At 71.9% G+C, this 16,625-nt stretch carries 20 protein-coding genes; 1 reads left to right on the top strand and 19 read right to left on the bottom strand.

All coding sequences use genetic code 11. The features are described from left to right. Window positions 1-2: 2 nt before the first annotated feature. Genes pyrF through pyrR form a run of 9 tightly spaced genes read right to left on the bottom strand, consistent with a single transcriptional unit; the run spans window position 3 to window position 10,326 of the window. Window positions 3-680, bottom strand: a complete 678-nt coding sequence (gene pyrF / locus Q8R60_05205; GenBank protein ID MDP3711867.1) for an orotidine-5'-phosphate decarboxylase — start codon at window positions 678-680, stop codon at window positions 3-5. Continuing rightward, window positions 680-1,714, bottom strand: a complete 1,035-nt coding sequence (locus tag Q8R60_05200) for a dihydroorotate dehydrogenase (GenBank protein ID MDP3711866.1) — start codon at window positions 1,712-1,714, stop codon at window positions 680-682. Before Q8R60_05200 ends, pyrF begins: the two co-directional genes overlap by 1 nt. Beyond that, window positions 1,714-2,562, bottom strand: coding sequence for a dihydroorotate dehydrogenase electron transfer subunit (locus Q8R60_05195; protein MDP3711865.1), 849 nt, complete (start codon window positions 2,560-2,562; stop codon window positions 1,714-1,716). Before Q8R60_05195 ends, Q8R60_05200 begins: the two co-directional genes overlap by 1 nt. After that, window positions 2,562-5,858: a carbamoyl-phosphate synthase large subunit gene (gene carB, locus Q8R60_05190; protein ID MDP3711864.1), complete on the bottom strand. Its 3,297-nt coding sequence runs from the start codon at window positions 5,856-5,858 to the stop codon at window positions 2,562-2,564. Before carB ends, Q8R60_05195 begins: the two co-directional genes overlap by 1 nt. After that, the gene (gene carA / locus Q8R60_05185; protein MDP3711863.1) at window positions 5,851-6,981 is read right to left on the bottom strand and encodes a glutamine-hydrolyzing carbamoyl-phosphate synthase small subunit; all 1,131 of its coding nucleotides are present in this window, start codon (window positions 6,979-6,981) and stop codon (window positions 5,851-5,853) included. Before carA ends, carB begins: the two co-directional genes overlap by 8 nt. Continuing rightward, on the bottom strand, window positions 6,978-7,490 hold the full coding sequence (locus Q8R60_05180) for a hypothetical protein (GenBank protein ID MDP3711862.1): 513 nt from the start codon (window positions 7,488-7,490) through the stop codon (window positions 6,978-6,980). Before Q8R60_05180 ends, carA begins: the two co-directional genes overlap by 4 nt. Window positions 7,491-7,493: 3 nt before the next feature. Beyond that, window positions 7,494-8,780 carry a dihydroorotase gene (locus Q8R60_05175; protein ID MDP3711861.1) on the bottom strand — a complete coding sequence of 429 codons (1,287 nt, stop codon included), beginning with the start codon at window positions 8,778-8,780 and terminating at the stop codon, window positions 7,494-7,496. Beyond that, window positions 8,777-9,715: an aspartate carbamoyltransferase catalytic subunit gene (locus tag Q8R60_05170; GenBank protein MDP3711860.1), complete on the bottom strand. Its 939-nt coding sequence runs from the start codon at window positions 9,713-9,715 to the stop codon at window positions 8,777-8,779. The genes Q8R60_05175 and Q8R60_05170 overlap by 4 nt, the downstream gene beginning before the upstream one ends. Continuing rightward, on the bottom strand, window positions 9,712-10,326 hold the full coding sequence (gene pyrR, locus Q8R60_05165) for a bifunctional pyr operon transcriptional regulator/uracil phosphoribosyltransferase PyrR (GenBank protein ID MDP3711859.1): 615 nt from the start codon (window positions 10,324-10,326) through the stop codon (window positions 9,712-9,714). The genes Q8R60_05170 and pyrR overlap by 4 nt, the downstream gene beginning before the upstream one ends. A 300-nt stretch (window positions 10,327-10,626) precedes the next feature. Here pyrR and Q8R60_05160 point away from each other — a divergent pair, with 300 nt between their 5' ends. Next, window positions 10,627-11,118, top strand: a complete 492-nt coding sequence (locus Q8R60_05160; protein ID MDP3711858.1) for a transcriptional regulator — start codon at window positions 10,627-10,629, stop codon at window positions 11,116-11,118. Between the two features lie 91 nt (window positions 11,119-11,209). Here the strand turns inward: Q8R60_05160 and nusB are convergent, their stop codons facing one another. The 10 genes from nusB to Q8R60_05110 are packed head-to-tail and all read right to left on the bottom strand — an operon-like array spanning window position 11,210 to window position 16,608. Continuing rightward, on the bottom strand, window positions 11,210-11,623 hold the full coding sequence (gene nusB, locus Q8R60_05155; protein MDP3711857.1) for a transcription antitermination factor NusB: 414 nt from the start codon (window positions 11,621-11,623) through the stop codon (window positions 11,210-11,212). Then, the gene (gene efp, locus Q8R60_05150; protein ID MDP3711856.1) at window positions 11,623-12,189 is read right to left on the bottom strand and encodes an elongation factor P; all 567 of its coding nucleotides are present in this window, start codon (window positions 12,187-12,189) and stop codon (window positions 11,623-11,625) included. The genes nusB and efp overlap by 1 nt, the downstream gene beginning before the upstream one ends. A 47-nt stretch (window positions 12,190-12,236) precedes the next feature. Next, complete coding sequence (locus Q8R60_05145; protein ID MDP3711855.1) at window positions 12,237-13,157, bottom strand: hypothetical protein; 921 nt, start codon at window positions 13,155-13,157, stop codon at window positions 12,237-12,239. A gap of 18 nt (window positions 13,158-13,175) precedes the next feature. Continuing rightward, the gene (locus tag Q8R60_05140; GenBank protein MDP3711854.1) at window positions 13,176-13,601 is read right to left on the bottom strand and encodes a PIN domain-containing protein; all 426 of its coding nucleotides are present in this window, start codon (window positions 13,599-13,601) and stop codon (window positions 13,176-13,178) included. A gap of 5 nt (window positions 13,602-13,606) precedes the next feature. After that, window positions 13,607-13,840 (bottom strand): hypothetical protein, encoded by a 234-nt coding sequence (locus Q8R60_05135; GenBank protein MDP3711853.1) that lies wholly within the window; start codon window positions 13,838-13,840, stop codon window positions 13,607-13,609. 54 nt (window positions 13,841-13,894) lie between these two features. Next, window positions 13,895-14,287, bottom strand: coding sequence for a Fic family protein (locus Q8R60_05130; protein ID MDP3711852.1), 393 nt, complete (start codon window positions 14,285-14,287; stop codon window positions 13,895-13,897). Beyond that, complete coding sequence (locus Q8R60_05125) at window positions 14,284-14,472, bottom strand: hypothetical protein (GenBank protein ID MDP3711851.1); 189 nt, start codon at window positions 14,470-14,472, stop codon at window positions 14,284-14,286. The genes Q8R60_05130 and Q8R60_05125 overlap by 4 nt, the downstream gene beginning before the upstream one ends. After that, a complete protein-coding gene (locus tag Q8R60_05120) occupies window positions 14,469-14,900 on the bottom strand; it encodes a type II 3-dehydroquinate dehydratase (protein MDP3711850.1) in 432 nt (143 codons plus the stop codon). Before Q8R60_05120 ends, Q8R60_05125 begins: the two co-directional genes overlap by 4 nt. Then, window positions 14,897-15,988 (bottom strand): 3-dehydroquinate synthase, encoded by a 1,092-nt coding sequence (gene aroB / locus Q8R60_05115; GenBank protein ID MDP3711849.1) that lies wholly within the window; start codon window positions 15,986-15,988, stop codon window positions 14,897-14,899. Before aroB ends, Q8R60_05120 begins: the two co-directional genes overlap by 4 nt. Next, the gene (locus tag Q8R60_05110) at window positions 15,985-16,608 is read right to left on the bottom strand and encodes a DUF4276 family protein (protein MDP3711848.1); all 624 of its coding nucleotides are present in this window, start codon (window positions 16,606-16,608) and stop codon (window positions 15,985-15,987) included. The genes aroB and Q8R60_05110 overlap by 4 nt, the downstream gene beginning before the upstream one ends. Between the last annotated feature and the right edge of the window lie 17 nt (window positions 16,609-16,625).

Raw genomic sequence — 16,625 nt, 5'->3', positions numbered from 1 at the left:
AGCTAGACGAGGCTCTCGGCGATCTCGCGCGCGGCGGCACCGACATCGGGCGCGCCCGTGATGGGCCGGCCGATGACGAGCAGGTCGGCGCCGTCGGCGAGCGCCTGCTGCGGCGTGGCCACCCGCGCCTGGTCGCCGATGTCTGCGCCCACCGGTCGCACCCCGGGGGTGATGAGCACGATGCCCGGGCCGACCTCGGCGCGCACCAGCGCGACCTCCTGCGGCGAGCAGACCAGCGCGCCCGCGCCGGCTCCCACCGCGAGGGCAGCCAGCCGGCGGACCGCGTCGGTGGGCGGGCCCGCGAGGCCGACCGCGGCGAGGTCGTCGGCCGACATCGAGGTGAGGACCGTGACGGCCGCGATGGTGACGTCGGGCGCTGCCTCGACCGCGGCCCGGACCATGTCGGCGCCACCGCTGGCGTGGACCGTGAGATAGGTCGGCCGCAGCGCGGCGACGCTGCGGGCAGCCCCGGCGACGGTGTTGGGGATGTCGTGGAGCTTGAGGTCGAGGAAGAGCCCGGTCTCGCCACGGACCGCGTCGACGGCCTCGGGTCCGATCCGGCAGAACAGCTCCAGGCCGACCTTCACGACGCTGACGTGGGGAGCCACCTCCTTGGCCCAGCGGGTCGCGGTGTCGAGGTCGGGCGCGTCGAGCGCGACCGCGATCGGGGCCTGTCCCATCACGCCTCCACGGGCAGGTCGCCCACCGGGTCGGGGTCCTCGGGCACGTGCAGGTCCGGCGGCCGGTGGGCATGGCCGACGGCGTCGGAGAGCGAGGCGAAGCCGCGCGCGTGCAGCGCCTGCGCGAGCTCGTGCAGGACCCGCACCGGGGCGGTCGGGTCACCGAAGACGGTGGTGCCGACGCTGACGGCCGACGCGCCGGCGAGCACGAACTCCAGGGCGTCGAGGCCGGTGCGGATGCCGCCCATCCCGAGGATCGGCAGCTCGGGCAGGGCCTGGTGGATCTGCCAGACGCAGCGCACCGCGACGGGGCGGATCGCGGGGCCGGACAGGCCGCCGGTAACGCCACCGAGTGCGGGGCGCATCGTGACCGGGTCGATGACCATGCCGAGCAGGGTGTTGATGACCGAGACGCCGTCGGCGCCCGCGTCGCGGACCGACCGCGCGATGTCGACGATCGAGGTGACGTCGGGGCTGAGCTTGGCGAAGATCGGCACCTTCGGGTCGTTGAAGGCGCGCCGGACCGCATGGACCACGGCGGCGGCGGCAGACGGGTCGCAGGCGAACACCTGTCCGCGGTCCTCGACGTTGGGGCAGCTGATGTTGACCTCGATCATCGACAGCCCCTGCCGGCCGCGCAGCTTGGCGGCCAGCTTGGCGTAGTCGTCGATCGAGCCACCCGCGATCGACACGACCGCGCGGGCGCCCTGCTGGGCGAGCCACGGGAGGTCCTTGTCGAGGAAGGCGTCGATGCCGGGGCCCTGCAGCCCGATCGAGTTGAGCATGCCGCTCGGGGTCTCAGCCATCCGCGGCGTCGCCCGACCTGCCCGCGGCGCGAGCATGATCGACTTCGTGACGATGCCACCGAGGGCGCTGACCGGGAAGAACTGGTCGAGCTCCTGGCCGGCGGCGGCGCAGCCCGAGGCCGTGAAGACCGGGTTCGGGAAGGTCGCCCCGGCGAGCCGGGTGGTCAGGTCGACGTCGGCGAGGGCCGCGACCTCGTCGGACCGGATGGTGAGGATGGTGTCCGCCATCAGTGCGCCACTCCCGACCCGACTGCGTCCACGGGCACCGTGCCCACGTCGTCCCACCGGACGCGGTCCCCGAGGAAGACCGGTCCCTCCACGCACGAGCGGACCATCCGGGTCTGCCCGTCGTCGCCGACCACCGGCAGCACGCAGGTCATGCAGACCCCGATCCCGCAGGCCATCGACTCCTCCACCGCGACCTGCGCCGGGATGCCGCGCTCGGCGGCCAGCTCCGACACCGCCCGCAGCATCGCCATCGGGCCGCAGGCGTAGACGACCTCCGCACCGGTGCGGTCGAGGACCCCAGGCAGGACGTCGGAGACCCGGCCCCGCTCCCCCACCGAGCCGTCGTCGGTCGTGACCGCGATCGAGGCCGCCATCCGCTTGGCGTCGAGCTGGCCGAAGAGCCGGTCGCCCGACCCCGCCCCGAGGACGAAGTCGACCCGGCAGCCGCGATCGCGCAAGGCCGTCGCCAGCGGCAGCAGCGGCGCGCTGCCGTAGCCGCCGCCGACGAGCGTCGCCGTCACCGGCTGGGTGGGCATGCGGAAGGGCTTGCCGAGCGGGCCCACGATGTCGATCTTGTCCTGCGGGCGCTGGCGCGCGAGCCACGCGGTGCCCTTGCCGTGAACGGCGAAGACGAACTCCACGGTGCCGCCGTAGACGCCGCGCTCCTTGACGTCGTAGACCGCGAAGGCCCGGCGCAGCAACATCGAGGACTCCGGCCCGCCGACCTGCACGGCGATGAAGTGACCGGGCTTGGTCAGCTCGGCGATGCCGGGCGCGACGACCGTCATCGCGTGGTAGGCACCGACCTTGCGGATCGACAGGACCTCGGCCTGCACCTGGACCGGCATCAGCTGGCTCCCCTCTGGGCGGCTGTCGAGGCCGCGAGCGCGGCGTGGTGCTCCTGCAGGGAGCGCACCCCGATGTCGCCACGCACCAGGGCCTCGATGCCCTGCACGCAGGCCGCCGCTCCCTGGATCGTGGTGATGCACGGGATGCCGCGGGTCACCGCGGCGGTGCGGATCTCATAGCCGTCGAGGCGGGCCCCGACGCCGAAGGGCGTGTTGAAGATGAGGTCGACCTCGCCGGCCAGCACCATCGGCACGACGTCGTCACCGAGCCCGTGGGAGTGCTTGCCGACGACGCGGGCAGTGACGCCGTTGCGCCGCAGCACCTCGGCCGTGCCCTCGGTCGCGAGGATCTCGAAGCCGAGGTCGGCCAGCCGCTTCACCGGGAAGACCATCGCGCGCTTGTCGCGGTTGGCCACGCTGACGAAGACCCGCCCCTTGGTCGGGAGGTCTCCGTAGGCGGCGGTCTGGCTCTTCGCGAAGGCCGTGCCGAAGACCTCGTCGATACCCATGACCTCGCCGGTCGACTTCATCTCCGGGCCGAGCACCGTGTCGGTGCCGCGGAACCGGCCGAACGGCAGCACCGCCTCCTTGACGCTGATCGGCGCGTCGAGCGGCATGTGGCCGCCGTCGCCGGTCGGCGGCAGCAGCCCCTCCACGCGCAGCTCGGCGATCGTCGCGCCGAGCATGACGCGGGCGCAGGCCTTCGCGAGCTGCACCGCGGTCGCCTTGCTCGTGAAGGGCACGGTGCGGGAGGCGCGCGGGTTGGCCTCCAGCACGTAGAGCACGTCGTCCTTGAGGGCGTACTGCACGTTGAGCAGGCCGCGCACCCCGACGCCGCGGGCGATGACCTCCGTCGAGGTCCTGATGCGCTCGAGGTCGGCCCGGCCGAGGGTGATCGGCGGCAGGGCGCACGCGGAGTCACCGGAGTGGATGCCGGCCTCCTCGATGTGCTCCATCACGCCGCCGAGGTAGAGCTCGGTGCCGTCGTAGAGCGCGTCGACGTCGATCTCGATGGCGTCCTCGAGGAAGCGGTCGACGAGCACGGGAGTGTCCGGACCCACGATCGTGCTGCGGTCCATGTAGTCGCGCAGCATCTCGTCGCTGTAGACGATCTCCATGCCGCGCCCGCCGAGGACGTACGACGGACGCACGAGCACGGGGTATCCGACGTCGGACGCGACCCGGGCCGCGTCGTCGTAGGACGTCGCCATGCCGCTCTTGGGCGACGGCAGGCCGCCGTCCGTCATGACCCTGCCGAAGGCGTCGCGGTCCTCCGCGAGGTGGATGGCCTCGGGGCTGGTGCCGACGATCGGGACGCCGCAGTCCTTGAGCTCCTGAGCCAGCCGCAGCGGCGTCTGGCCGCCCAGCTGGACGATCACGCCCACCAGCTCTCCCCCGCCGGCACGGGCGCTGTCGCGCTCGGCCTCGACGACCTCGAGGACGTCCTCCACGGTGAGCGGCTCGAAGTAGAGCCGGTCGCTCGTGTCGTAGTCCGTCGACACGGTCTCGGGGTTGCAGTTGACCATCACGGTCTCGAAGCCCGCGTCGCGCAGGGCGAAGGAGGCGTGCACGCAGGCGTAGTCGAACTCGATGCCCTGGCCGATGCGGTTCGGGCCGCTGCCGAGGATGAGCACCTTGCGCTTGGCCGACGGCGCGACCTCGGTCTCCTCGTCGTAGGAGGAGTAGTGGTACGGCGTCTCGGCGGCGAACTCCGCGGCACAGGTGTCGACGGTCTTGTAGACCGGCCGCACCCCGAGGTCGTGGCGCAGCCGGCGCACCTCCTGCTCGGTGACCCCGCGGACCGCGGCGATCTGCTGGTCGCTGCAGCCCATCCGCTTCGCCCTGCGCAGCAGGGGCTCGGTCAGCTCGCCGACCTCGAGCTCGGCACGCAGCTCGGTGATCGACAGGATCTGGTCGAGGAACCACGGGTCGATCTTGGTGGCCTCGAAGACCTCCTCTGCCGTGGCGCCGAGCCGGAAAGCCAGCTCGACCTGGTGCAGGCGCCCGTCCGTGGGCGTGCGGATCGCCTGGAGCACCTGCTCCTTGGAGAGGTCCGGGTCGCTGCCGGTCCAGAAGCCGCTCGGGGTCTGCTCCAGCGAGCGCATCGCCTTCTGCAGGGCCTCGACGAAGGACCGGCCGATGCTCATGGCCTCGCCGACGCTCTTCATCGTCGTCGTCAGCTCGGGGTCGGTGCCCGGGAACTTCTCGAAGGCGAACCGCGGGATCTTCACCACGACGTAGTCCAGCGTCGGCTCGAAGGAGGCCGGCGTCTCGCGGGTGATGTCGTTGGGGATCTCGTCGAGGGTGTAGCCGATCGCGAGCTTGGCCGCGATCTTCGCGATCGGGAAGCCGGTGGCCTTGGACGCCAGGGCGCTCGACCGCGAGACGCGGGGGTTCATCTCGATGACGATGATGCGGCCGTCCTCGGGGTTGACCGCGAACTGGATGTTGCAGCCGCCGGTGTCGACGCCGACGGCCCGGATCACGTCGATCGAGATGTCGCGCAGCTTCTGGTACTCGCGGTCGGTGAGCGTCATCGCCGGGGCGACGGTGATCGAGTCGCCGGTGTGGACACCGAGCGGGTCGAGGTTCTCGATGGAGCAGACGACCACGACGTTGTCGTTGCGGTCGCGCATGAGCTCCAGCTCGTACTCCTTCCAGCCCAGGATCGACTCCTCGAGGAGCACCTCGGTGGTGGCGCTGGCGTGCAGGCCGCCGCCGCCGATCCTGCGCAGGTCGGCCTCGTCGAAGGCGACGCCGCCGCCGGCCCCGCCCATCGTGAACGAGGGCCGCACGACCACCGGGTAGCCGAGGTCCTCGACCGCGACGAGCAGCTCCTCCATCGTGTGGCAGACCGCGGAACGGGCCGACTCCGCACCGATCGACTCGACGACCTCCTTGAAGGCCTGCCGGTCCTCGCCCTTGCGGATCGCCTCGACGTCGGCCCCGATGAGCTCGACGCCGTAGCGCTCCAGGACACCGCTGGCGTGCAGCGCCATCGCGGCGTTGAGGGCGGTCTGCCCGCCGAGGGTCGGGAGCAGGGCGTCGGGGCGCTCGCGCTCGATGACCTTCGCGACGTACTCCGGGGTGATCGGCTCGATGTAGGTCGCGTCGGCGAACTCCGGGTCGGTCATGATCGTCGCCGGGTTGCTGTTGATCAGCGTGACGCGCAGGCCCTCCGCCTTCAGCACGCGGCAGGCCTGGGTGCCGGAGTAGTCGAACTCGGCGGCCTGCCCGATGAGGATCGGCCCCGACCCGATCACCAGGACGTGCTTGAGGTCGTCGCGCTTAGGCACGGGCTGCGCCCTTCGTGTGGTCGGCCATCAGGTCGCAGAAGCGGTCGAACAGGTAGCTCGCGTCGTGCGGGCCGGCGGCGGCCTCCGGGTGGTACTGCACGGAGAAGGCCGTGAGCCGACCGTCGCGGCGCAGCTCGAGGCCCTCGACCACGTCGTCGTTGAGGCAGACGTGGCTGACGGCGGCCTCGCCGTAGGGCGTCGTGGTCGACCCCTCGCGCGGCGCGTCGACCGCGAAGCCGTGGTTGTGCGCGGTGACCTCGACCTTGCCGGTGGTGAGGTCCATGACCGGCTGGTTGATGCCGCGGTGGCCGTAGCCGAGCTTGTAGGTGCCGAAGCCCAGTGCCCGGCCGAAGAGCTGGTTGCCGAAGCAGATCCCGAAGTAGGGCATCCCCTCGGCGAGCAGCTCCGAAAGGACGCTGACGTCGTAGGTCGCGGGGTCGCCCGGACCGTTGCTGAAGAACAGCCCGTCGGCGCCGACCGCGCGGATGTCGGCGGCCGTCGCGCTGGCGGGCAGCACGTGCACCTCGATGCCGCGCTCGCTCATCATCCGCGGGGTGTTGGTCTTGATGCCGAGGTCGACCGCCGCGACGGTGAAGCGCCTGTCACCCACTGCAGGCACGGTGTACGCCGCTGCCGTCGAGACCTCGCCGCACAGGTCGGCGCCGGCCATCTGCGGGCTGGCCAGGACCCGGTCGAGCGCGTCGTCGGGGACGTCGCCGGAGAAGATGCCGACGCGCATCGCGCCGCGGTCGCGCAGGTGCCGGGTGAGGGCCCGGGTGTCGATGCCGCTGATGCCGACGACGCCCTGGTCGCGCAGGGCGTCGTCGAGCGAGCCGGTGCTGCGCCAGTTGGAGGCGATGCGGGAGGGCTCGCGCACGACGTAGCCCGCGACCCAGATGCGGCTGCTCTCGGGGTCCTCGAGGTTGACGCCGGTGTTGCCGATCTGGGGCGCGGTCATGACGACGACCTGCCGGTGGTAACTCGGGTCGGTGAGCGTCTCCTGGTAGCCCGTCATGCCGGTGTTGAAGACGGCCTCGCCGAAGGTCTCGCCGACGGCGCCGTAGGCCTCGCCGCGGAACGTGCGGCCGTCCTCGAGGACCAGCACAGCGGGGGTGGTCGTCATGAGGCGGTCTCCTCGAGAGGCAGCAGGGCGGTGATCGCGTCGGCGAGGCGGCGGTGCTGGGTGTGGTCGTCAGCGCGGATGCCGCTGGTCAGGGTGCGCTCGCCGAGCCGCCAGCTGACGAGCAGCAGGCCGCCGGCGCCCATCACCTTGCCGGCGAGCTTGTCACCGACCTCGGCGCCCACGACCGCGGTGAGCGGCAGGTAGAGCTCGGGCAGCCGCTCGCGCAGCACGTGCAGGCCGTCGACGGTGAGCACGACCTCGCAGGTGGAGCGATCCGACAGCCGGTGCACGGCGACCCGGTCGAGCCAGTCCCCGCTGACGACGGTGCCGACGAACAGCCCCGGGGTGGCGCCGACGACGACCCCGCCGCGGACCTCGGGCGGCGCGGGCGGAGCGGGCAGGTCGGCCTGGCGGCGCTGGCGGCCGCGCCAGCCCTTGAGCATGAGGGCGTAGACGGCGACCGCGAAGAGCAGCGTGCCCAGCGTCAACGCGACCCGGTCGGCACTCACCCGTCAGGCCGGCTTGCCGTCGAGGACGGTCGGGGTGCCGCGCAGGAAGGTCGCGCGCACCGACACCGGCAGCTCCCGGCCGGCGAAGGGGGTGTTGCGGCTGCGGCTGGCCGACTGGGCGGGGTCGACGGTCCAGGCCGCGCCGGTGTCGACGAGCACCAGGTGGGCGGGCTCGCCGACCGCGAGCGGCCGGCCGTGGCCCTCGAGCCGCCCGATCCGCGCGGGGGTCTCCGACATGCGGGCCGCGACCTGGCGCCAGGTGAGGCGGCCCGGGACGACCATCGTCTCCGCCACGATCCCGAGGGCGGTCTCGAGGCCGGTCATGCCCATGGCCGCGGCGCCCCACTCCGCCTCCTTGTCCTCCAGCGCGTGGGGGGCGTGGTCGGTCGCGACCGCGTCGATGGTGCCGTCGGCGAGGGCCTCGCGCAGCGCGTCGACGTCGTCCTGGGTGCGCAGCGGGGGGTTGACCTTGAAGACCGGGTCGTAGGAGCAGGCCCGCTCGTCGGTGAGGACGAGGTGGTGCGGGGTGACCTCGGCGGTGACGTCCCAGCCCTTGCCCTTGGCCCAGCGGATGAGCTCGACCGAGCCGGCGGTGGAGACGTGGCAGACGTGCAGCCGACTGCCGACGTGGGCGGCCAGCAGGCAGTCGCGGGCGATGATCGCCTCCTCGGCGACCGCGGGCCAGCCGGTGAGGCCGAGGCGGGAGGACCAGACGCCCTCGTTCATCTGCGCGCCGACGGTGAGCCGCGGCTCCTGCGCGTGCTGGGCGATGACGCCGTCGAAGGCCTTGACGTACTCCAGCGCCCGGCGCATGAGGGAGGCGTCACTGACGCACTTGCCGTCGTCGGAGAAGACCCGGACCCGGGCGGCGCTGTCGGCCATCGTGCCGAGCTCGGCCATCTCCTCGCCGGCGAGGCCGACGGTGACCGCACCGACGGGCGCGACGTCGCAGTGGCCGGCCTCCTGGCCGAGCCGCCAGACCTGCTCGACGACACCCGCGGTGTCGGCGACCGGGTCGGTGTTGGCCATGGCGTGGACGGCGGTGAAGCCACCGAGGGCCGCGGCCAGGGTGCCGCTCTCGACGGTCTCGGCGTCCTCGCGACCCGGCTCGCGCAGGTGGGTGTGCAGGTCCACCAGTCCCGGCAGCAGGACCGCGCCGGCTCCGGCGTAGGACTGGCTGTCGCCGGCCGACAGGCCGGGGCCGATCTCGGCGATGCGGCCGTCGACGACGCGCACGTCGACGGCGGGGCCCTCGCCGTAGGGGACGACGTCGCGGATCAACCAGCTCACTGCTCGGCTCCGATCGCGGGCTCGGCTCCGCCGAGCAGCAGGTAGAGGACGGCCATCCGGACGGACACGCCGTTGGCGACCTGGTCGACGATCGTCGAGCGCAGGCCGTCGGCGACCTCGGAGGCGATCTCCATGCCGCGCACCATCGGGCCGGGGTGCATGACGATGGCCTCGTCGGAGAGCTTCCTCACCCGGTCGAGGTCGAGGCCGTAGCGGCGGGAGTACTCCCGCGCGGAGGGGAAGTAGGCGGCGCCCATGCGCTCGCGCTGGACGCGCAGCATCATCACGACGTCGCTCTTGGGCAGCACGGCGTCGAGGTCGTAGGAGACCTCGCAGGGCCAGGCCCCGACGCCGACCGGCAGCAGGGTCGGCGGGGCGACGAGGGTGACCTCGGCGCCGAGGGTCGCGAGCAGCAGGACGTTGGAGCGCGCCACCCGGCTGTGCAGGATGTCACCGACGATCGTGACCCGCAGGCCCTCGAGGCGGCCGAGCCGCTGGCGCATCGTGTAGGCGTCGAGCAGCGCCTGGGTCGGGTGCTCGTGGGTGCCGTCGCCGGCGTTGATGACCGAGCCCTTGATCCAGCGGCTGAGGTTGACCGGGGCGCCGGACCAGGAGTGGCGGATGACGACGGCGTCGCAGCCCATCGCCTCGAGCGTCAGCGCGGTGTCCTTGAGGGTCTCGCCCTTCGACACCGACGAGCCCTTGGCGGCGAAGCCGATCGTGTCGGCGGACAGCCGCTTGGCCGCGAGGTCGAAGCTCATCTTGGTGCGGGTCGAGTCCTCGAAGAACAGGTTGACCACGGTGCGGCCGCGCAGGGTCGGCAGCTTCTTCACCGAGGCGCGCTCGATGAGGTCGGCGAGCTCGCTCGCGGTGTCGAGAACGAGCAGGGCGTCGTCGCGGGTGAGGTCGGCGGCCGACAGCAGGTGGCGCTTCACCGGGGGTCCCCTGCCGTCGACCCTGACATCGACGCCGCCGGGCCCAGCAGCACGCCGTCGCGCCCGTCGGTCTCGGTCAGCAGCACGTGGACGGTCTCCTTGAGCGAGGTCGGGATGTTCTTGCCGACGTAGTCGGCGCGGATCGGGAGCTCTCGGTGGCCGCGGTCGACCAGCACCGCGAGCTGCACGGCGCGCGGCCGGCCGAGGTCGGCCAGCGCGTCGAGCGCCGCCCGGATCGTGCGGCCGGAGAAGAGCACGTCGTCGACGAGCACGACCAGCTTGCCGTCGACGCCCGAGACCGGGACGTCGGTCTCCTCGAGCGCGCGGGGGCTCTTCAGCCGCAGGTCGTCGCGGTACATCGTGACGTCGAGCGCGCCGCTCGGGACGCTCACGCCCTCGAAGGCCTGCATGCGCGCGGCGAGGCGCGCGGCGAGCAGCGGCCCGCGGGTCGGGATACCGAGCAGGACGACGTCGGCGCCTCCGCCGGTCTTCTCCAGCAGCTCGTGGGCCATCCGGTCCAGCACGCGCTGCACGTCGGAATCGCCGAGGACGGGCTTGGCGGCGGCGGGATCCCCGGTGACCGGGCGCGCGCGGGTCTCGTCAGCCGTCACCGGCCGGACCTCCTTCCCCGCCTCACGGGACGGGCTCGGTGGAAGCTCAGCCACGACGGTACCCCAAGGAGACGGCACCCCCCGCGGGCGGCACGTCACGTCACCGTCCGTGCTTGACCTTGACGGCAAGGTGGCCGTACCGTCACTCGCTGTAGTCAGGCGAGGCTGTGACGCCGCGGGGACCACGGTCACCACGACTCCGGCGCCCTCGGGCGCCAGGGTCGACCCCCCGGTCGAGCTAGTGGTGAGACCGACGCCGAGCACGTTGCGTCCGTCCTCATGCACCCTTGGAGTCCCCCAGTGACCGACTACGCCAAGGCCCTCGGGTCCCGACTGCGTGCCATCCGCACCCAGCAGGGCCTGTCCCTGCACGGTGTCGAGGAGAAGAGCCAGGGCCGCTGGAAGGCTGTCGTCGTCGGCTCCTACGAGCGCGGCGACCGCGCCGTCACGGTCCAGCGGCTCTCGGAGCTCGCGGACTTCTACGGCGTCCCCGTCGGCGAGCTGCTGCCCGAGGGTCACCTCGCCGCCGCGGCCAACGAGCCGGCCGCGCGCATCATCATCGACCTCGAGCAGCTCTCGCAGGTGCCGGCTGACAAGGCTGCCCCGCTCGCCCGCTACGCCGCGACGATCCAGAGCCAGCGCGGTGACTACAACGGCCGGGTGCTGTCGATCCGCCAGGAGGACCTGCGCTCGCTCGCGGTCATCTACGACGCCTCGCCCTCCGCCCTCACCGAGCAGCTCATCGGCTGGGGCGTGCTTTCCTCCGACGCCCGGCGGGCCGTCGAGGTCTAGGACTGCACCACCTGCCGTACGGCGGGACCGCGCGGCAACCCTGTGCCTCGCGCTCCCGCCGTACTGCTGTCCGGGGACCTGCTGTCCGGGCTCAGACCGAGAGCGAGGGCTTGAGCTGGAGCAGCCGGGCCAGCAGGCCGTTGACGAAGCCGGCCGACTCGTCGGTCGACAGCGACCCGGCGAGCTCGACCGCCTCGCTCACCGCGACCGCGTCGGGCACGTCGTCGCGCCACAGCAGCTCGTAGGTGCCGATGCGCAGGACCGCGCGGTCCACTGCGGGGAAGCGCTCGAGCGTCCAGTCCTCGGCGGCGTAGGTCGAGAGCAGCTCGTCGATGCGCTCGCGGTGGGCGACGACGCCCTCGACGAGCTCCACGGCGTACTCCGGGACCGGTGGGTCGGACTGCGCCAGCCGCTCCTTGAGGGTGGCGATCGGGTCGCCGTCACGCTGGTCGGCCTCGTAGAGGACGTCGAGCGCGCGCTTGCGGGCCTTGCTCCGAGCGCCCACTACTTCTCGTTGACCCGACCCAGGTAACGACCGTCGCGGGTGTCCACCTTGATCTTCTCGCCAGTCGTGAGGAACAGCGGGACCGCGATCTCGGCACCGGTCTCGAGGGTGGCGGGCTTGGTGCCGCCGGTCGAGCGGTCGCCCTGCAGGCCCGGGTCGGTGTGAGCCACGATGTACTCCGCCGACACCGGCAGCTCGACGTAGAGCGCCGCGCCCTCGTGCATGGCGACGATGACGTTCATGCTCTCGAGCAGGTAGTCCTTGCCGTCACCGAGCGTCGTCTCCGGCACGTAGACCTGGTCGAAGGTGTCGCTGTCCATGAAGACGTAGTCGGTGCCCTCCTTGTAGAGGTAGGACATGTCGCGCTTGTCGACCTGCGCGATCTCGACCTTGGTGCCGGCGTTGAAGGTCTTGTCGACGACCTTGCCGCTGACGACGTTCTTCAGCGTGGTGCGGACGAAGGCACCGCCCTTGCCGGGCTTGACGTGCTGGAACTCGTTGACGGCCCACAGGCCGTTGTCGAGCTGGAGCACCATGCCGTTCTTAAGGTCGTTCGTGGTCGCCATGAGCAGCGAGTCTAGTCAGGCTCGCGCCCTCGCTCGCCCGACGCGCCTCACCTCGCAGGGCGGTGGATGGCGTACGACGCGACGCGGCCGTCCGCGAGCCCGACCTGCCCGGCGAGCGGACCCGCGTCGACGGGTGCGAGCCGCTGCCGGTCGAGCGCGAGCACGGCCTGCACGACGACCGTCAGCGCCGCCGCGTCGTCGGCCCCGAGGTCGTGCGGCCCGTCCGCGTCGGAGGCGATCCAGGCGGGGTGCAGCGCGTCGTCGGCGGGCCACCCGTAGCGCAGCGCCTTCTGCGCGAAGACGGCCGGTACCTCGTGGCGCGCGTCGAGGAAGAGCAGCAAGGTGCCGTCGGGTGCCCTGCCGGGCTCCAGGGACAGGTCCGCGGGCAGCACCTTTCCGCGGTAGACCGCGAGACCGTGCTGGATGCCCGACGCGCCCATGACGACCGCGACGTAGGACGCCGCGGTCCCTTCGATCTCGAGGTCCACCCTCACATGGACCGCGTCGCTCCAGCGCTCCCACGGACAGGCCAGCGCGAAGGCGCGGCTGGCCTGGACCAGCACGATCCACTCGTCGGCCGACGGCGGCTCATCGGGCTGCGCGCGTCCCGAGAGATGACCCAAGAGCCCGTCGAAGACCTCCTCGGCTTCGAGCATCTGCCCGGCCTCGATCAGCTCGGGCTCCAGCCCGGCCGTCTTCACTGCGAGGCGGACCGCGTCGCCAGTGTCGAGCAGGAAGACGACTCGGCTCGGCGGCGCCGGGGGGAGCTCAGCAGCAGGCAGCGTCAGGGCTCGGTCGAAGGCCCCGGCGAGCGCGATGTCCTCGGTCGGGCCAAGGGATACACCCAGCACCAGCCCGGTCTCGGCGTGCAGCACCACGGCAGCGGACAGCTGCGACTCCCCCGGGACGCGGACCTCCTCGCTGACGTCCCGCAGGAGCACCATCCACGTCCGCCCGAGATCTCTCACCCGCGCAGTCTGTCAGGGCTACGGGAGGAGGGTGAACGCCTCGACATGCCGTGGGCGCACGACGGCAAAGTCACGGTGGTTCAGTGTTGCGAGCTCAGCGAGGCCGAGGTTCTCGGCCACTGTGACGATGCTGGCATCGACGAAACCCAGCCCGAGATCGGCGTACTGCGCAACCAGCTCGGCACAGCGCACGTAGTCGTCCTGCGTGAGGTCCAGGACCCGCACTGTGCCTGAGGTGATCAGACGCAGGAAGCGCACTTCGGCATCGCTGCCAAGCCGCGACTCGAGCAACCACGCCGTCTCCGGCACGACGGGCACTGGCACGGCGAGCTGTCCACGATGGGCACGGATCAATCCGGCACAGACGTGGTGCTGCGGCTCATCCGTGTCGGCCGCAGACAGCAGTACCCCCGTGTCGCACAGCAGAACGCCCCGCGCAGTCACAACCCTTACTCAGCGCGACGAGCCGCAAGAGCTGCCCGAACGCCGTGGAGGTCGAGAGGACTGCGGTCCCCGGAAGCACCACTACCGAGAAAGCTCTCCAGAGGATCGGCCTCGGTGTCGTTCGCAAGCCCTTGCGCCACGAGCTCGGCAGCGACCTGCCCCACGTCCACCCCACGAGCCGCCGCAGCCGCCGCGAGCGGCGCAGCCAGCTCGTCCGGAAGGTGCACCGTGATCGTCACGCTGTCAGCGTAAGTCGTCGGGAGGCTACGGGCCAGCACGCATGGCGGCGACCGTCAGGCGTCCGGGACGACGGCAGGGGTCATCCAGCCGCCGAGCCGCTCGGCCAGCTCGGGGACGTCGACGTCACCGAGCGCCACGGCCCGCAGCACCTTCAGCGCCTCCTCGTCGTCGACCTGCACCGGGGCGCCGTTGGCCGCGCAGAACAGCCGGGTGGCGACCCAGGCGAGCCGCTTGTTGCCGTCGGCCAAGCCCTTGCTCGTCGTCAGCGACACGAGCAGCGCGGCGGCCTTCTCGCCGAGGCTCGGGTAGACGTCGACGCCGCGCAGCACCGCCTTCGGGCGGGCGACGGCCGCCGCGAGCTGTCCGGCGTCGCGGGTGGTCGCGTGCCGGCCGGTGATGCGCTCGACGACGTGCAGCAGGTCGTCGACCTCGAGGTAGAGGGTCACGTGGTCCCCAGCTTGCGCAACAGCTTGGCGTCGACCTCGAGGATGTCGTCGAGCAGCTGGTCGCGACGGCGACGCCAGCCGCTGGTGTAGTCGAGGATCGCCTCGTGGAGCAGGTCGGAGGCCGGGCGGCCCTCCTTGGCCGCGGCCCGCTCCAGCATCGCGGCGTCGTCGTCGGTGACCCTCATCGCGCGCTGCGGGCCAGGTGCTCGATGGCGCAGCGGTAGCCGTCCACACCGAGCCCGGTGATGGTCGCTTTCACGACCGCGCTCACGACGCTGTGGTGACGGAACTCCTCACGGGCGTGGGTCTGGCTGATGTGGACCTCCACGACCGTCGGGACCATCGCGACCGCGTCGCGCAGCGCGTAGGAGTAGTGGCTCCAGGCGCCGGGGTTGATGACGACCGGGGTCTCCCCCGCCGCGGCCTCGTGCAACCAGCCGAGCATGACGGCCTCGTCGTCGGTCTGACGCACGTCGGCGGTGAGGCCCACCTGCTCGGCGACGTCGACGCACAGCTGCGCGAGCTCGGCGTACGTCGTCGTGCCGTAGATGTGCGGCTCGCGCGTGCCGAGGCGGCCCAGGTTGGGGCCGTTGAGGACGAGGAGGGCGCTCACAGGAACACCTTCCCATCGTCGGCCCGCGCGACCTCGGCATATGCGGCCGCCACGAGTGTCGGGTCGGGGTCGTCGAGGATGCGCGCCTTGGCGAGCGCGTCGAGGACGACGAAGCGCAATCGATCGCCGCGCGATTTCTTGTCGACCGCCATCGCGGAGCGGAGCCGCGCGAAGTCACCGGTGTAGGACGTCGGGAGGCCGAGGGCCTGCAGCAGCTGCTTGTGGCGGTCGGCGGTCGCGTCGTCGAGCGAGCCGGCGAGGCGGCCGAGCTCCGCGGCGAAGACGAGCCCGACGCTGACGGCGGCGCCGTGACGCCAGCGGTAGTCCTCGAGCTTCTCGATCGCGTGACCCAGGGTGTGGCCGTAGTTGAGGATCTCGCGGCCGCCCTGCTCGGTGAGGTCGTCGCCGACGACCCGAGCCTTGACGGCGATCGCGCGGGTCACGAGCTCCTCGGTGTGGGGGCCCTCGGGGGTCTTGGCACCCTCGAGGTCTGACTCGATGAGCTCCAGGATCCGCGGGTCGTGCGTGAAGCCGACCTTGACGACCTCGGCGAGGCCCGCGACATAGTCGTGCCTGGGCAGGGTCGTCAGCGCGGTGAGATCGCAGAGCACCCCCGTAGGCGGGTGGAACGCGCCGACGAGGTTCTTCCCCGCGCTGGTGTTGACGCCCGTCTTGCCCCCGACCGCCGCGTCGACCATGCCGAGCAGGGTCGTGGGGACGTGCACCACGGGTACGCCGCGCAACCACGTCGCGGCGACGAACCCGGTGAGGTCGGTGGTCGCTCCCCCGCCGACCGCGACGAGGCTGTCGGTGCGGGTGAAGCCGGCCTGGCCGAGCACGTCCCACAGGAACGCCGCGACCTTGAGGTCCTTGGACTGCTCGCCGTCGGGGACCTCGACGACGTGGGCCTGCCGGCCGTGCGCCTGCAGGTCCTCCTGGATCGCCTCGGCGGTGGTCTTCAGCGCCGCCGGGTGGACGATCGCGACCCGCTGGCTGCGCTCCACGAGCGGTGCCAGCTCGCCGAGCAGCCCCTCTCCGACGACGACGTCGTAGGGCGTATCGCCGGCAACCGTGATCCGCGCACTCACTGCGCGACCGCAAGGTGACGTACACCGTCGACGAACGCGACGAAGCTCGGACAGCGGTTGGCGCGGACGTCCACAAGAACCCCCATCTTGCGACCCCAGGTGGGCTTCGACTTCTCGACCTCGCCGGTGTAGCCGGCCCGCCGCAGGGCGCTCTGGAAATAGTGGGAGGGTTTGCCTGAAGCGTGCTCGGGGTTGCGCCACGCCGCCGGTGTCGCGGCAGGCAGCTTGGTGAAGGCTCGTCGGGCGGCGGCCCAGTCCCCGAAATACCACGCCTCCAACTCGGCCACAGCGATGCGCGCGACGAGAACCGCGCCCGGCTCGGCTGCGCCGGACGTCAACCCCGCGGTCATCGCGTGGCTCACGAGCCTGCGCTTCAGATCCTGGCAGTCGTCGTTGTCGCGATCGACCAGCAGCAGGACGCGAACGTCCTCCCCGTCACGCCGGCGCGCGGCGTAGCCAGCCAAACGACTAGGCAGGCTCTGGAGCAGGTCGTGCTTGCCCTCGAACGACCTCACCTTGAAGCGGGTCTGCGGCGGTAGCACCCGCGGAAGCACACCTTCCAGGAACGCGGCCGCACTCCGCTCCTCGACCAGGACCTCGATGACGCGTGACGCGCTCACCTGCCTCGGCGTCGACG

This window comes from Mycobacteriales bacterium (assembly GCA_030697205.1).
GTDB lineage: Bacteria > Actinomycetota > Actinomycetes > Mycobacteriales > SCTD01 > JAUYQP01.
The sequence above is the reverse complement of the archived record's forward strand: the minus strand, read 5'-3'. Positions and strand labels throughout refer to the sequence as shown.

Bases quoted from the DNA above. Each gene is read 5' to 3' on its own strand.
- pyrF (MDP3711867.1), bottom strand. From the start codon at position 680: ATGGGACAGGCCCCGATCGCGGTCGCGCTCGACGCGCCCGACCTCGAC.
- Q8R60_05200 (MDP3711866.1), bottom strand. From the start codon at position 1,714: ATGGCGGACACCATCCTCACCATCCGGTCCGACGAGGTCGCGGCCCTC.
- Q8R60_05195 (MDP3711865.1), bottom strand. From the start codon at position 2,562: ATGCCGGTCCAGGTGCAGGCCGAGGTCCTGTCGATCCGCAAGGTCGGT.
- carA (MDP3711863.1), bottom strand. From the start codon at position 6,981: ATGACGACCACCCCCGCTGTGCTGGTCCTCGAGGACGGCCGCACGTTC.
- efp (MDP3711856.1), bottom strand. From the start codon at position 12,189: ATGGCGACCACGAACGACCTTAAGAACGGCATGGTGCTCCAGCTCGAC.
- Q8R60_05125 (MDP3711851.1), bottom strand. From the start codon at position 14,472: ATGAGGGTCACCGACGACGACGCCGCGATGCTGGAGCGGGCCGCGGCC.